The 16258-nt window shown below is 29.8% G+C and carries 16 protein-coding genes; 8 read left to right on the forward strand and 8 right to left on the reverse strand.

The genetic code is table 11. The features are described from left to right. Positions 1-115: 115 nt before the first annotated feature. On the forward strand, positions 116-892 hold the full coding sequence (locus C661_RS0103325; RefSeq protein WP_017413877.1) for a DUF1287 domain-containing protein: 777 nt from the start codon (positions 116-118) through the stop codon (positions 890-892). 93 nt (positions 893-985) lie between these two features. Here the strand turns inward: C661_RS0103325 and C661_RS0103330 are convergent, their stop codons facing one another. The 3 genes from C661_RS0103330 to C661_RS0103340 form a co-directional block, all read right to left on the reverse strand. Next, positions 986-1225 carry a hypothetical protein gene (locus C661_RS0103330; protein WP_017413878.1) on the reverse strand — a complete coding sequence of 80 codons (240 nt, stop codon included), beginning with the start codon at positions 1223-1225 and terminating at the stop codon, positions 986-988. A 92-nt stretch (positions 1226-1317) separates the two neighbouring features. Continuing rightward, on the reverse strand, positions 1318-1851 hold the full coding sequence (locus C661_RS0103335) for a hypothetical protein (RefSeq protein ID WP_017413879.1): 534 nt from the start codon (positions 1849-1851) through the stop codon (positions 1318-1320). A gap of 74 nt (positions 1852-1925) precedes the next feature. Next, on the reverse strand, positions 1926-2525 hold the full coding sequence (locus tag C661_RS0103340) for a DUF4879 domain-containing protein (RefSeq protein WP_017413880.1): 600 nt from the start codon (positions 2523-2525) through the stop codon (positions 1926-1928). Between the two features lie 331 nt (positions 2526-2856). On the opposite strand from C661_RS0103340, the gene C661_RS23880 reads away from it, so the two are divergent. From C661_RS23880 to C661_RS21220, 3 genes are all read left to right on the forward strand, one after another. Continuing rightward, positions 2857-3027, forward strand: coding sequence for a hypothetical protein (locus C661_RS23880; RefSeq protein ID WP_017413881.1), 171 nt, complete (start codon positions 2857-2859; stop codon positions 3025-3027). A gap of 426 nt (positions 3028-3453) precedes the next feature. Further along, on the forward strand, positions 3454-3984 hold the full coding sequence (locus tag C661_RS0103350; RefSeq protein WP_017413882.1) for a YcxB family protein: 531 nt from the start codon (positions 3454-3456) through the stop codon (positions 3982-3984). 253 nt (positions 3985-4237) lie between these two features. Next, the gene (locus C661_RS21220) at positions 4238-4621 is read left to right on the forward strand and encodes a DUF2500 domain-containing protein (RefSeq protein ID WP_017413883.1); all 384 of its coding nucleotides are present in this window, start codon (positions 4238-4240) and stop codon (positions 4619-4621) included. Between the two features lie 133 nt (positions 4622-4754). On the opposite strand, the gene mscL is transcribed toward C661_RS21220, so the two are convergent. From mscL to C661_RS0103370, 3 genes are all read right to left on the reverse strand, one after another. Beyond that, positions 4755-5231, reverse strand: coding sequence for a large-conductance mechanosensitive channel protein MscL (gene mscL / locus C661_RS21225; protein WP_017413884.1), 477 nt, complete (start codon positions 5229-5231; stop codon positions 4755-4757). A 216-nt stretch (positions 5232-5447) separates the two neighbouring features. Next, on the reverse strand, positions 5448-6884 hold the full coding sequence (gene proS, locus C661_RS0103365) for a proline--tRNA ligase (protein WP_017413885.1): 1437 nt from the start codon (positions 6882-6884) through the stop codon (positions 5448-5450). Positions 6885-6997: 113 nt separating this feature from the next. Further along, positions 6998-7921, reverse strand: a complete 924-nt coding sequence (locus tag C661_RS0103370) for a DMT family transporter (RefSeq protein ID WP_017413886.1) — start codon at positions 7919-7921, stop codon at positions 6998-7000. A gap of 705 nt (positions 7922-8626) precedes the next feature. On the opposite strand from C661_RS0103370, the gene C661_RS21230 reads away from it, so the two are divergent. The 3 genes from C661_RS21230 (at position 8627) to C661_RS0103385 (ending at position 11926) form a co-directional block, all read left to right on the forward strand. Continuing rightward, positions 8627-9202, forward strand: a complete 576-nt coding sequence (locus tag C661_RS21230) for an RNA polymerase sigma factor (RefSeq protein WP_017413887.1) — start codon at positions 8627-8629, stop codon at positions 9200-9202. Further along, positions 9186-10379, forward strand: a complete 1194-nt coding sequence (locus tag C661_RS0103380; RefSeq protein ID WP_017413888.1) for a zf-HC2 domain-containing protein — start codon at positions 9186-9188, stop codon at positions 10377-10379. The genes C661_RS21230 and C661_RS0103380 overlap by 17 nt, the downstream gene beginning before the upstream one ends. Positions 10380-10936: 557 nt before the next feature. Next, positions 10937-11926 (forward strand): M28 family metallopeptidase, encoded by a 990-nt coding sequence (locus C661_RS0103385; protein WP_017413889.1) that lies wholly within the window; start codon positions 10937-10939, stop codon positions 11924-11926. Positions 11927-12043: 117 nt separating this feature from the next. Here C661_RS0103385 and C661_RS0103390 read toward each other — a convergent pair whose 3' ends face one another. Both C661_RS0103390 and C661_RS0103395 read right to left on the reverse strand, forming a co-directional pair. Then, entirely contained in the window at positions 12044-13756 is a 1713-nt protein-coding gene (locus C661_RS0103390; RefSeq protein ID WP_017413890.1) for an MFS transporter, read from the reverse strand. Positions 13757-13949: 193 nt separating this feature from the next. Continuing rightward, entirely contained in the window at positions 13950-14483 is a 534-nt protein-coding gene (locus C661_RS0103395) for a TetR/AcrR family transcriptional regulator (protein ID WP_017413891.1), read from the reverse strand. A gap of 287 nt (positions 14484-14770) precedes the next feature. Between C661_RS0103395 and C661_RS0103400 the strand changes: the two genes are divergently transcribed. After that, positions 14771-16096, forward strand: coding sequence for a TraB/GumN family protein (locus C661_RS0103400; RefSeq protein ID WP_017413892.1), 1326 nt, complete (start codon positions 14771-14773; stop codon positions 16094-16096). Positions 16097-16258 lie beyond the last annotated feature (162 nt).

Here is a 16258-nt window from a genome sequence, read left to right on the forward strand (position 1 = left end):
AAAAGCTTTAGATTGCTACACTAGCTTAAAAAGCATGGGAATATACGAATTTGTTCCATGAACTTATCATAATATATAGACAAGCATATAAACTATAAATATAAGGGGGAGTACTATGAGAAGATATAATGGTAAATATTATGTTAAAAGAGGTAGCAGAGATAGTGCTATAAAGAGAGTACTTAAAAGAATTGGAATTCTATTTTTCATTGCAATATTTATTTTCACTTCTGTTTTTATATTAGTTAGGCCTTTTAGAAATTTTATCATTGGCAGGACAGGAAATACCATTTGGTGGCTTGAAAATCAACTTCATATTGGTAAAAAAGTTGAAGTTACTGAGGAGTATTCAAAGGAAGATAAAAATAAAAATGGAGTGCCAGATCCCTTGGATATTGTCCAGGCTGCAAGAAAGGAAGCCCAAAATAAAACTAAGTACAAAGACGCCTATTATGTAGGAGGATACCCACCAGAAGGAGAAGGGGTATGTACTGATGTCATATGGAGAGGTTTTGAAGGCATTAATGTGAACCTAAAGAAACTAATAGATGAAGATATCAAGAAGAATAAGGATAAGTACTGGCGAATAGAAGGTAAGGAAGATCCTAATATAGATTTCAGAAGAGTACCAAATCAATTGGTATTTTTTCAGGAACATGCCCTTTCTTTAACTACAGAAATGAAACCTAATGATCCAGAAAACCTTAAACAGTGGCAACCAGGGGATATTATTGTTATGTTAAAACCCTATGAGCATGTTGCTATTGTTTCAGACAGGAGAAATAGCAAGGGAGTACCCTATATAATTCATAACACAACACCTAATGCTGCAGAGTGTCCCTATATTTATCAAGGGGTAGAGATTGTTGGCCATTTTAGATGGAAATACTAAGATATGAAATACATTAAGCTTTGATTATTTTGCATAAAAGATGGCATAACTCAATACATGAAGTATGCCATCTTAATTTATAAAGCTATATTTTTATTCGTATACAACTTGCTCAACTTTTAAATGCAGAGTTGATGAGTCAGCAGGTGCAAATTCACTTCTTTTATACATATCCTCATCTGCCATTTGAACTATTTTAAAATAAGATACATTAGGAGCAGGTCCTTCATAAATAGCACCTATCGGTTTTGAGTATACTTGTCTTTTTGGTACACATAGAAATATACCTAATACTAATGTGAAAATACTTAAGACGGTAACTAAATTTTTCATTGTTCAAAAGTTACATTTTTGCTCTATAAATACTTAAAACATACTAAATAAATAGAAGATAGAGTCACTTAAATAACTCTATCTTTTTATTACTATATATTTTTTTTTAATTCTAATTCAAAGCTATCAGCTACATCTTTCATTCCTTCATATATTTTCTTGTCTACAGCAGAAATATTATATTTTTCTATGTATCTTTTCATATCTTGCATAAAACTCAAATATCCATTTAAATCATTAGGTATACTTTTGTTATAGCATTCATTTCTACTTAAACCATATTTATCACCATTCGTAAATATATCATAAGCCATACTAAAGCTTAATATATTATCTTTTTGTTCTGGTGTTGCTTTTTCTAACTTTTCTCTCCACGCTTTACGCACTATTCCAGGTGCTGTTGGTGGAGGAAAGCATTGTAAATTTTCTTTAAACCATTGAAAATCATGATTATTGATAGGAGCAAGACTATTTTTATATAGTTCATATAATTTCTTATCTTCTTCCTCACTTATCTTTTTATCATCAATATCTAGAGTGAAATTTTCTTTATACCCACTTTTATTACGCGAGGTTATTTGCTGTTGAAAGTTGATTTGCTGAACTTGATTAATAGTAAAATCCACTATATCCCCTCCTTTATCCACATATAATAAAATTCGTTATTTTCAAACCAAGATTTAGAACTATATGAAATATTTTATTTAGAATTTTTTGAGGCAATAACTATATCAAATATATCAATTATTCCATCTTTATTTAAATCGCATCTTTCATCATAATTAGGTTCGCCTTTCTTAGCATTATAATGTTTTGAAATTTCATCAACAGTTGGCATTGTGTTAGTATTATTTTTTTTATGTACAATGAGGGTATCTCTTATAACATTACCCATACCCATTGGTATACATCCAACCTCAATTTTTTGAGTGTCTTTGATTAAATTATCAATTTTATAAATACGCTCCCAACCAACTATAACACCACCATTTATTATTGCCTGACTCTTAACTTCTATTTTACGTTCATCAAGATTTACACCATCAACATTTATAAATCTATTTCCATATCCCATTTGCACGACTTTTAGGTATAGTGTTGGTGAGTCTATTGTAATTTCTGAAGTTCCAACATTTTGGAATTGACTATTTTTAAACATTTCTTCATTAGCAACTCCTACTATTTTAAAATAGGATACATTAGGAGCAGCTGGTGCTGCATTTGCATTTGTTGTAGGCATGGATAAAAGTATGCCTAATGTAAGTATTAACAAACTAAGTAATTTTACTAAATGTTTCATAATTATAACATCCTTTCTACAATTAGTAAGTTGCTAAAATTATACAAATGATTTAAAAAATGGACAAGTACCAGAATATCCTATTATTATACATTGTATAGCAATAAATCGTTATTAATTATAAATACTCCTATTATCTCTAAAATTTAAGAAACAAATAAAATTCCTAATTATGTTGGAATATTAGAAGACTTTTTCTAAATTTGTTAAAAGAATTTGTTATTTTCTATCTTCATATAATCTTAAAATCCTTTGGTTTTAAAGGGTTATAATAATTTAACTAAAAATAAAGTTTTCAACTTATTAACAGGGTTAATAAGTTGAAAACAATATGTTAATTGTTATTAATATAATTGTAACAAAAGAATTAAATAATTTTATATATCAGTGTAGAACTATTAAATTATCTTTAGATACAGAAGGAGTTGCAATTAAATTGAACATATGTGAAACTAGAGTTTCAAAATTGTTTACTAAATTTTTAGAAATTGCGGAACTCTAGGAAGTTATTATAGTCGGTTCAAAGTGAAAGAGTTAATTCGTTATAACTGGTGATGACTTAGCTATTGACTTTGTTAAAAGTAGCTCTTATGAAAAAGCTAAGCCTAATCTCAGTTATCTCATGGTTATAAATAAAGATATGTTGATATATTGTTATATTTAAATATTTATAACAATATATAGTGTCTATGCTGGTTTTAGGGCTTTGTACCTTTTTTACTAGTTAAAAATACTCTAAAAAACAGTGATAATTTTTTAAATAGCATCTAATTATATAATTTTAGAGGCAATCTTTTAGAGTAGTTAATTGATAATTAGGATTCAAACCTATAAAATAGTGATATAAGACATCTTCAAAATATAAGTAAGTCAATAATATTTTCCTTAAACATTAATAATTTTACTGAGATTAAGGGGGCAATTTGGAATGAAAATTAGCTATGATCTAACAAAAGAAGATTATATGGAGTTTAATATGCACCATATTTTTAAAACAAAATCTATAAGAACAACTTTATTTATTGAAAGGTTTGTGATTTCAATAATGTTTTTATTGGTTCCATTTTTAATGAAGCCTAAAGGGAACATACCTTTTGCTATTTTCTTTATGCCTTTTGCAATAATATATGTGGGTTGGCTTGTGTTTTTCCCAAAATATTTTAAAGGTAGCATCAAGAGAAGATTAGAAAGAATGTTAAATAAAGAAGAAAATAAAAGCTTATTTGGTCCACAGCAACTATCCATTACTGATGTGGGGATTTTTGAATTTGATAATCTAGAAAAAAGTAAGGTAACTATGAAGGATGTAGAAAGAGTAGAGGTAACGGAAAATTATACTTATATTTATATTAGTGATATGAATGCCTATATTATTCCTCATAGAGCCTTTGAAACTCTTAGTGAAAAAAATGAACTTATAGATTTATTAAAGAAGCATTGCAAAGTTTGTGTAGAATGAGCCATGTACTAAAGTACTTTGGTAAGGTATGTTAATTAATAAAGTAATCCTATTAAAAGAATAATAAGAAAAATAATGAAGGACTTCTATTAAAAATTAGAGAAGTTTTTTAATATATTAGTAAAAAGTCATATAGGTGAAAAAGTGAAGAATTAGTGAGAAAGATAATAATTTGAGAATAAACATGTTATATAGAAACATTAATGAGGGTAAATCGTATAATGTAGTATAAATAAGTATTGTGGAGGGTATTATGTTAAGTCATAATTTAGCTCTTTATATATTTACCCTTATGCTATTTTTCCTTTTTCTAATAGCTTCAATAGGATTTCTTACCATGATGTTCAATAACGGCACTGTGTTGACCTATAATAGCTCTAAGCCTGTGCTAACAGTGGAAGGGAGAATAATTAGTAAACGATTTAAAACTTTCCAAGATACTCAAAATTTTGGAGATATGATTCCAAGTTACAATTATTTAACTATGTATTATTTAACTTTTGAATTAGGAGATAAGGAACAATTGGAATTCTGTGTTACAGCAATGGAGTATGAGGAATTCAATGAAGGGGATACAGGAAAACTTAGTTATCAAGGTAATAAATATTTAGGTTTTGAAAGATCTATGGAAGAGTAACAAAATTAATTTCTTTAAAGAATCAAAATTATAAAATAAAAAATGGTGCTACGTCAAAATAGAATTTTGACACAGTACCATTTTTATTTTAGCTTATTGATTTTTTGAACTAATCTAAATCCTTGATTTTCAACTAGGCTTGGGTTTGATTTACAGCTCCATTTTCATTTTGACCTGAGGCAGTATTTTCATTATTTTCTACTGAAGAGTTATTTTGAGCTTTTAGCAAATCACGGATTTCAGTAAGAAGTAACTCTTCCTTGGATGGTTTTGATTCTTCCTTAACAGGTTGTGCACATGACTCTTTCCTTTTAAACTTATTAATAAATTTAATAAACAAAAAGATAGAAAATGCTACAATTACAAAATCGATGATGTTTTGTAAGAAGATTCCATACTTAAGGACGATAGGATCTCCACCTCCAAAAGTAGGTATAGGCTGAGCTAAACCTGCCACATTAACTTTACCTAGCAATAATCCAAGTAGAGGAGTTATAATGTCGTTAACAAGAGAACTAACAATTTTACCAAAAGCTCCCCCGATAATTACCCCTACAGCTAAGTCAATAACATTGCCTTTCATAGCAAACTCTTTAAATTCTTTTAACATATAATACACCCTTTACAAATTTATTTGTAGGAAATCAGTTTAACGTTCAATTTAAACATGAGTACATCTTAAGGTCATTAAGCCTTATAAAAAATATACTTATATTTATCTAAAGTTTGTGATTTTGCTTAAAATTAAACTAGCTAGAGACTAGTGATTTCCTAAAAAATTTTTTTATAATTAAATGGAAGTTTGCTTTTTACGTCTAAAGTAATTTTAGTAAGCTTTTCCCCAATAAACTAATTTACTTGCTTCTTTTCCGCAGCAAATACATTTATCACTTATATTTTCCTGTGCAAAAGGCATACATCTTGAAGTAACTCCAGCAACTTCTTTAAGTTTATCTTCGCAAGCCTTATCTCCGCACCACATAGCTTTAATAAATCCTGGCTTAGTATTTGCAATTTCAATAAAACTATCCAAGTCAGTTGCAGAGTAGGTTTTCTCCTCTGCACTGTTTCTTGCTTTTTCGAGAAGTTCTATCTGCATTAAGTCTAAGATTTCTATGATTTTATTTTCTATTTCCTCAAGAGAAACTATAAGCTTTTCTCTTGTATCTCTTCTAACTAAAACAGCTTGATTATTTTCTATATCCTTAGGGCCCATTTCAACTCTAATAGGAACACCTTTCATCTCGTACTCATTAAACTTCCAGCCAGGCATTTTATCAGAAGCATCTAGCTTAACTCTAGCTACTTTAGAGATTCTGTCTTTAAGCTCTGAAGCTTTATCTAAAACCCCTTCTTTATGCTGAGCAATTGGCACAATTATTACTTGGGTTGGAGCAATTCTTGGTGGAAGTACAAGACCACTATTATCACCATGAACCATGATTATAGCTCCGATTAAACGAGTAGTTACACCCCAAGAGGTTTCATGAACATATTGTAATTTTCCAGTTTTATCTGAGTATTGAATTCCAAAAGCCTTAGCAAAGTTATCTCCAAAGTTGTGAGAAGTTCCATTTTGAAGAGCCTTACCATCATGCATTAAGCTTTCTATAGTATAAGTTGCAACAGCACCAGCGAACTTTTCTTTATCAGTTTTTCTTCCTTTAACCACTGGAATTGCAAGAACTTTTTCACATAAATCTGCATAAAGATTTAAAATATCAACAGTTTCTTTTTCAGCTTCCTCTGGAGTAGCATGGATAGTGTGACCTTCTTGCCATAAAAATTCTGTAGTTCTTAAGAAAGGCCTTGTAGTTTTTTCCCATCTAACTACAGAACACCACTGATTGTATAGTTTAGGAAGATCATTGTAAGATTGAACAATTTTTGCATAATGCTCACAAAATAAAGTTTCAGAAGTTGGTCTAACGCATAATCTTTCTGCAAGAGGTTCAGAACCACCATGGGTTACCCAAGCAACCTCAGGGGCAAAACCTTCAACATGATCCTTTTCCTTTTGAAGTAAGCTTTCAGGTATAAACATTGGCATATAAACATTTTCATGACCAGTAGCCTTTAGCTTTTCATCTAAGTTTTTTTGAATGTTTTCCCAGATTGCATAACCATAAGGTCTTATAATCATACAACCCTTAACACTTGAATAATCAACAAGTTCAGCTTTCTTTACGATATCTGTATACCATTGAGCAAAATCTTCATCCATAGAAGTTATTGCTTCAACAAACTTTTTTCCTTTTGACATAATTTTTTACCTCTTTTTTCAATATTTTGATTTTTATATATAATTTAAGTTAATAAACACATTTTGTCAATATGCCAAGATGTAGTGAGAAGTCCAAACAAGAAAGTTTATAATTATTGACCTAAAACTTCTTCTTTACCTTCCTTTAGTATTTCAACTTGTAATTCCTCTTCTGGTTTTTCCTTTGCAAGAAGCACCACAGAAACCAAGATTAAAACAGTGCCTAGGAAAACACTAAAAGTGAAGGCTTCTTTAAATAATATTATACCCATAATTATGCTTACTATGGGTTCAAAAGTGCCTAGTATGGCAGAAGGAGAAGGACCAATAATTTTTATAGCCATCATAAGCAGTAATATGGATGCTATATTTGATATCAATGAAATTCCAATAAGAGAAGTAACTGTATAAGTATTTATTGGAAGAGCAATATTTCCTGTTAAGGCTGTTGCAGTGAAGATAGTTATTCCAGCAAAGATACTTATATAGAATACAGACACTAAATTATCTACGGTTTTTAGTGCTGAGTTATTCATACCAAAGATAGATATAGAATGAGTAAATCCTGAAGCTAAAGCAAGGACAACTCCAATTATATTTATATTTTCAAATTTGAAGCCTACTAAAAGATAAATACTAAGCATTGATAAAAATAAGGATATTAATTTATTTTTAGTAAGAGGGTCTTTGAAAAATATTCGGTTTGCAGCCACCACCACAGCAGGATAAATGAAATGCAAGGTTGTTGCAAGTCCTGTAGGAATATAGTTATAAGAAAAAAATAACAAAGATGCTGTGGGGACAAAGCCACAAAGAGCTACTACAGATAGAGCTTTAAGCTGATTTTTATCTATCTTATAATTCACCTTTTTAAAAAGAAAATATACAAAAAGAATAAGTGCAGAAAGCAAAAATCTAGTGCTTAAGATGGATAAAGTATTAGAACCGTTATTAGCTGCATATTTTGCGAAAATAGGCATAATCCCAAAGGCAGCAGAAGATAACAAGGCATATATTATGCCATTAATTTTTTTCATGTCATCACCTCAATAATATATTTATGTATTTTGTTTTCAACGATAAATCTTTCCAAGGATAATTCTATCATTTTATGAAGAATATAAACAGGTTTAATATACAAAAATTAGGTTCCATAGAGAACCCAAGTGAATAATTAACGTCTACATTGAGCATACCTTGGTATTTCAAGGCTTTTTCAAGATGAATTTCATTCATCAGAAATAGATTAAACTTTTACTAAGGGAACCTACAACTGGGGTGTATGAAAAGGTTACTACTAATTTCTATTCATATTAAGCTTAAGGTTTAGGAATATTATTACAGGAGTTTCATGGTAAAATAAAGTCATAACAATATGTTAGGAAGCTTATGGACAAACTAGCAAATTTAAATCATTTACATAGTTAGATATATTTATTAAGTATATTTATTGAATAAATATATCTTTAAAAGTTATGAATAAAACTTGTGGATAATTATAATGGACAAGGCTTGACTAATGCCAGTATTGTGATTTGTAGATAGACAAGCTCAAAATCTATATAGCTTTTCGGAATGAAAACTTGGTCAACTCAAGAATAACTTACATATTTACAATGAATTCAGCTTGAAAAGAGCTGAATAAAAAAAGTTTTTGCTAAAAATAAAATATGGGAACTTTTTAAGCATTAACATAGTCTTAGTTACAAAAGGGTATTGAGATAAAAAACGGAGGTGAAGTTTTGATTACTGATGAGTTATTAGTAGCAAAGGTACTAAAGGGTGAACGTGATGCTTTTGATATTCTTATTAGAAAGTATCAAGGAATTATTTATAATTACATTTTTAAGAATACCTTGAACAAGGAAGATTCAGAAGATATTACTCAGGAGGTTTTTATAAAAGCTTATAAAAATTTGTATAGACTTGAAAATAAAGAAAGGTTCTATAGTTGGTTATTTAAGATAGCTATAAACACTATGAATACTTCTTTCAAAGCAAAAAAGCAACACAATTTTATAGAGGAAAGTGAAATGCTTCATATTAAGTGTAATGTAAATGACACTCCAGAAGAGCGGCTTCAAATAAAGGAAGAAAACCTAGAATTATTAAAAAGATTAAGTGTTCTTAATGAAGAAGAAAAAAATGCAATGATTTTAAAATATGTACAGGGATTTTCTTATAAAGAAGTTGGAGAAATTCTAGGCATCAAAGAAGAAACAATTAAAACTAAGCTTCATAGAGCAAAAAAGAAACTACATGACCTTAATAGAAAGAGTATAAATAAGGAGAGGGTTTTAAATGAAGTGCAATACTAATAAGTTGTTCGCTTATATTGATGAGACTTTAAAGGATGAAGATATAATAAAGATAGAAGAGCATTTAGAAAACTGTGAAGTTTGCAGAGAAGCTGTAGATACTTTTAAATTAATGGAAACCGTTGGAGAGCAAAATTATCATGTAGACATAGATGTGGTGGACAGGGTAAGAAGTTTAACTGATGATGAGTTTTATAGCAACAAAAAACTATTTTTTATGAATAAGTTTTTACCAAAGAAGAAAAGTTTTATAAAGTATGCCTCTGTAGCAACAATTGCTATTGTTATGGCAACTGGGGCATTAAATGCCAGTAAATTTATCTTTGGTGAACATATAAAGGGAAGTAATGTGGCTCCTGCTAGTCCCACTCCACAGGTTGTGGAGGAGAACAAAAATTATAATAAGAACTATGAATTAAGAGAAAAAAATATTGAGGAATTAGAATTGTCAGATATGGAGAAAGAGCAGCTAGAGAGGCATCCACTAGGTGAAAAGGTAAAGAATAATTTTAAGTATCCAGATAAAGAAGAACTTCACTTTAAGCTATATAATGCTGTGGAAAATTTTAAAACTGCCAAAGGGGAGTTTATTGAGGAATGGCCAAATTTAACGGCTTCTATGAAAGGTAGTTTTATAGTTGATGTAGAAAATAAAGCTTCAGTATCTGTGGATGAAACAGAAGGGAAAAAGCCTATAACCTTAATTTATCATAATGATAAAAGAAAAACCTACGATGACAATAATAAAATTTATAGAGAATTTGATGAAGTTCAGCATAAGGGAAAAAATATGATAGTAAGACCAATTAGAATCTTTTTACACCCAGCCCTTACAAGATCAGACACAGGTTATTTAGGGGTAAGTAAATTTATTATTTCCAATGAGGCAATTCCAACCTATTTAGCTGCTTATGAGGATTGGGAGTACACAGAGTCAACCTTTTTAGGAAGAGCTACCTATAAGTTAGAAGGAGTAATTGATAGATCAATGACTGAGCGTTCTTATGGTAAATTCTCTTTAATTATGGATAAAGAAACTGGGATAATGCTTAAATTTTTATCCTTTGATGATAAAGGAAATGTAAAACACAAAGTAGAGTGTACTAAGTTAGAATTAAATACGCCTATAGATGAGGGTGTGTACAACAAAGATACTTCTGGATATGTAAAAAAATAAGAAAATAAAAAGTTAGCCTATAGGTTAAATTACTAAGCAAAGTAATTTAATCTATAGGCTTTTTTATTATATAGAGAACCAATATGTAACACTTATTAGAATAAACTCAGATGATACCTTAGCTAAGGTGACGATAGATATGAAGTCATCATTGAAGAAAAATACAATGAAAGAGTTAAAACAATGGCAAATTTTCAATAAGTATTAATATCAAAGTTAATACAAAAGTATGAGAAAGGGGGGGACATGAGATTGGTAATAGGAAATACTCAAGGAGGGCATAGCCAATAAGATAATTACACAATATAAATGTAGTTATTAATAAAGGGATAGCACATACTTTTACTCCTTTTTCATCAGATACCATATAAGATTACAAGGGTAATGTATTTAATGAGGTGAATGCTATAGGATTTTATAGACAAATGTGTATATTCTAAAATAAAAAAATATTAACTTCCTGTAAATACATTAATTACTGTATTCACATTATATTACATATAATGCAATATAATGTTATACACCATGTTAATATTATATCAAAGGGAGGTGAGCAATTGGTTTTTAAAAAAAAATTATTACTTCTAGCTGTATTAAGTGTTACTTTACTACTAGTATTAGGCTTATTTTATAGTAAGAATAATTCTAGTATTTCTATGAAAAATGAACCTATTGAAAATATGAAGTTAATAGTAAACAAACTATGTTCGGAAGAGTTTGAAGGAAGATTAATTGGAAGCAAGGGGAACATTCTAACTGAGAAATATATAAATAACATATATTCTGCTATTGAATTAGAACCTGTATTGGAAAAGGGTTTTTATCATACTTATTCATACGACCCTAGTTTAGTGACCAGAGAAGAAGGTAAAGATTCTGTAGAGACAACCGCCAACAATATAATTGGGAAAATAAGTGGGACAAACTCTAATAAAGCAATTATTTTATCTGCACACTTTGATCATTTAGGCAAAAGAAAAGGTGATATTTACAAAGGAGCAGTTGATAATGCTTCGGGAATTGCTACAATGATACAATTAGCACTTCTTTTGAAAAATGATTCATCAAGTAATGCGTTTAAATATGATATAGTGTTTGCTGCATTTAATGGTGAAGAGTTTGGACTAACTGGCAGTGAAAACTTTGCTAATAAAATTTCTGACTTGTATGATGATGTTATTAATATAAATATTGATTCAATAGGCTATAAAGACGGGGGAGATGTAGCACTTTTCAATACATTTAAAAAGCCCAATGAATACAAAAAAATAAATGCAAATGAAGAGTATATTAAATTAACTAATAATATTAAGTCATCGTTTAATAAGAATGGTGTAAGTGCAACTAAAAAAGATTTGGGTGTAGGAAGTGATGATTTTTATTTTCAGAAAAAAGATTACACAAGCATTTCTATTTCAGAAGATAATATTAGAAGAATTATTCATACACCAAATGATACTACAGAAGTTATCGATTATAACAGATTAGAAAGGGTTGTAAATTCGGTACGAGATTTTATAAATAACCATATAGACAGTTTTAATTAAAAATAATATTTAAAGTAAAGTGAGGTAGTAGATTAATTTCTACTACCTATTTTACTTTAAAGGAATATGAATTCCTATATATTTGTAACATCTAATATAGCTTTGTTAACTTTACACCTAAGCCTCTTTTGTTTTCCCTTTAAGCAGTATGGATAAAACTAAGCCTATAAAAGCAATTACAGCTGCACCTAGGAATAGTTTGCTAAAGCCACTATTTAAAGTTGTTTGGAAGGTATTTTCTAGTACAGTTCTAGAGCTTTCTATTTGTGACAAGTAGTCAGTTTTCATGGTAGCTAGAGCAGCATCAGGAGAAACTCCTTGAGGAAGGCTCTTACTTAAACCTTGTTTTATCATTGGAGCAACCTTGTCTATCATAGAAGAAGCAAAGTTTTTAAGAACATCAACTACAGTAGTTACATCTGCACTTTGAAGGCTTGCTAGAGCTTCAGGTGATATGCTACCAGAACCAAAGCTTTGAGCTGGAGCATTTGCTCCCATACTTATCTTTGGCATTAAAGCCATTAAATTTCCTTGAAGATTTTTAGCTGCATCTGTTATGAAGTTTATAAGTAGATTTGGAGAAATTGCAACCCCGATAGAACGTATCAAGGACAGTGTTGCTTGAGCTGAAGCAGTTTCACTTTCAGATACATTAGTTTGAATTAAATAATTTAGTGGTGTACCCATAGTAAAGCCCATACCTAAGCCCATGAAAGCAAGTCCTAAAATTAAAGTTATCATAGAAGGATAGCTGATTACTAAAGTTGCCATAATTAAAGCACCTATTAGGGTACAAGAGTAACCTAGAATTAAGATGAACTTAGCAGAAAACTTATCTATAAGTCTTCCACCTAAAGGTGCGCAGAACCCTGCAAACACTGCCATTAAAGTTACCAAATAACCACCTGAACCAGTTTTAAGTTTAAGAACGTTTTCTCCGAATTGAGGTATAAACACTATTCCCATCATACCAGCACCAGTGATAAAACCTATAGAAAGGGTAAGAGCTATTTGACGGTTTGTGAAGTATTTTAAATTAATTACTGGGTCTTCCACTTTTCTCTCAATAGCAAAGAAAATTGGTAGAAGTATTATAAAGGCTATTAAGTAAGGATACACATTAGTTGATTTTATGCTGTTAGCAAAATCATGAAACTTAAGATTTGTTAAAGCATACATAAGAGAAAGTATTAGAGCGGTTACTACTATGCTTCCCTTTACGTCCATTTTTGTAGGTGCCTTAGTAACTTTTTCCTCTTTAATTGTCATAGAGGCTATAACTACTATGATACAAATAGGAACATTAATTAAGAATAGAACCCCCCAGTTAGAGTTTCCTGATAAACTTAAAAGGGCAGAACCTACTGTTGGTCCAAGGATATTAGCAATACCAAATATTGCCCCAACTAAACCAAGGGCAGTACCTCTTTTTTCTGGAGGAAAGCTTTCCCCAATGTAAGCTGTAGCAATTGGAATAATTCCACCACCACCAATAGCTTGAATTACTCTAGAAACTAATAAAAAGGAAAAACCTCCAAAGTAGTTTGATAGGCCGCATAATAAAGATCCAATTCCGAACACAACAATACTAAAAGTAAATAATTTCTTCTTGCCATATCTATCCGATATCTTGCCAATTATAGGCATGGATACCGCATAAGCTAAGGTATAAATGGTAATCATCCAAATACTATCATTTGGAGATACTGATAAAGAGTTTGCAATAACTGTTCTAGCAGGGGAAACTATCCCAGAGTCAAGTGCCCCTATAAAGATACCTAATAAAAACATGATAAGTACTAAAGTTTTGTTATTCTTCATTTTTTTCATTTTTTTCTCCTTTCTGAACTGAGTTCATAATAATATAAAAAATATATGCTACTTGTGCTAATTTGCATTTTTACAATAAATAATTAGCACAAGATAGTATTAGTAAGAAAATCCAGGACAAGTTTATGTAAAATGAATTAAAAAGTGAAGCGAGTTTGCATAAACGTCAAAGATAAATATAGCTTTGAAATATCTAGTTCAAATTCAAAATACTGTAAAATTCCTCAAAAGTTAAATCCTTATCCTTCGGCAAATAGAACATAGTTGGTACAAGGATTTTTGAAATTTTATACGAACTTAAGGAAGGATTTATCTCTCCCTTATCGATAGAGGTATCAATAATATTTTCTACTACACTATATAAGTGAGAGAATATTTTTTCTCTTGGGCATTGATTTTCATTGCTTACCATCATTGCCTCAAATACACCAGAGTAGATTTTAAAAAAGCCATCTAAATATCGAGCTAAGGTAAATAATTTATTTTCTAGTGGTTCATCACTAGAAGGCAACGTATCAATATGGATTAGAATTTTCCTCCAGCTATTAAGAATTATTTCTCTAACTAGTTCATCCTTATTAGAGAAGTAGTTGTAAAAAGTGCCTACAGCAATGCCAGAGTTTTTGGCAACATCTCTAATATTAAGATTTACATAGCCATTTTCCAAAAGTAACTCACTACCTTCAGTAAGAAGGGTTTCTTTTACATTCTCCAAAATCTTAGGCATTATGTCTCCTTTCTCCTTACAAATATTATAATATGAACCTGGTTCATATTATGTTACAAGTATACTACAATTATTTATTAAAAACAACATTGAAAATTAATGATTTGGTAACAATTTATACGTGAATATTGTTTGAATAACTGGAAAAAATGTGATATTTTAGAATGAAATAAAATAAATTTGTATAATATACCTGATTTAATTTGAAGTTTTGGGGAGGTGCAATTTGAAGGATACTAATTATTAAATATTTAATGTTTCTATTATTGGGGTAGGGGGAACGTATTATGAGGAAAAAGTACATTATATTTGTGGTTATTATTGTAGCTGTTTTAGTAGCAGCAGGGGTTATTTATTCAAAACCACAAAGTGAGACAGCTTACTTAAAGAAAAATGCCAAGGAATTAAAACTAGACAAGCCAGAAGATTACTCAGATTTAAAGGTAATCAGCAACTCTATTAAAGACAAAGAAATTATTATTACTGGAGAATATCATGGAATAAAGCAAAATACGGATATACAGTTTAAATTTTTGAATTACCTTATTGATAATTGGGATTTAAGATATTATGTTACTGAAATGGGACATTCTGAAGCTATGATGATCAATGAATACCTAGCAACAGGGAATGAAGAGATTTTAAAAGAAACTTTTCAGGATTGGAGAAGTGCCGGAGCCATAGTTGAGGAGTTTGATGCGTATAAAAAACTTTATGAAAAGAATAAAAACTTACCAGAAGATAGGAAGATAATAATTTTAGGAATAGATTCAGCATCAATGTCTGAAAGGCATATTAAGAAATACATGAACATAATCATTAGTAAGGTTGGGACACTTCCTGAGGAGCTTAAAGTTTTTGAAAACAACCTAAATAAATTGGACTTAATAGGGGTTAATACTACAAAATTTTATCTGAAAAAGGAAGAATTAGAAGAAAAGAAAAAAGCAATTTTAGAAATAGTAAATGATATGGAGAACCATATTAAAGATAATAGAGAACTATATGAGAAGACTTTTAAGAAGGATTTGTTTAATATAGAGTTCATTTTAGAAAATATAAAGGACCTTCAGACTTTACCAAAAACCTTTGGAAGTAGTCCAAATATAAAAACAGACCCTGAACTTTTAAGTATGAGGGAGAACTATACTTATAAGAATTTTAAAAAGCTCCGTGACCATTATCCAAAAGGAAAATATTACTTCCATTTTGGTGCACAACATACAGTGTTAAAGGAAATTTGGGGTTTGGAGAATATAGCTATAAAACTTCAAAAGGATGAGGTGTTTAAAGACAAGGTATATGCTTTTAGAACTTACTATGGAGCTGGAAGTTATATGCTGTTAGGCATAAACAATTCATTTTACTCGAATATTCCTACAGAATTAGAAAAACAGCTACAGACGGTTAAAGGAGAATTTGGAGATTTAATAATTGATTTAAATAATAAAAGAAGTCCTATAAAAAATACTTTAAACTTAAATTACTTTGAAGTTACTGAAAGAGAAGTTTTAAAACCTGATTCTGATACTAAAACTACAGATTATTTTCAAGGAATAATCATAATAAAAAATCCAAAGGGAGGAACAGCTTATAGTGTTTTTCCTGACTAATTGATATAAGATAGTAATGAGAATACATTTAGGATCTTAACAATACAAATTGCCGTGAAGAAAAATATGATTAGTGCTAAATTAAGTGCTGAGATATTTTTTCTTGGTGGCTTATTTTTATATAAAGCTGAAGGCACTGTTAAAGTAAATCTATAATATTTT

It is taken from the genome of Clostridium tunisiense TJ, assembly GCF_000300195.1.
In the GTDB taxonomy this organism is placed as follows: domain Bacteria; phylum Bacillota; class Clostridia; order Clostridiales; family Clostridiaceae; genus Clostridium_J; species Clostridium_J tunisiense.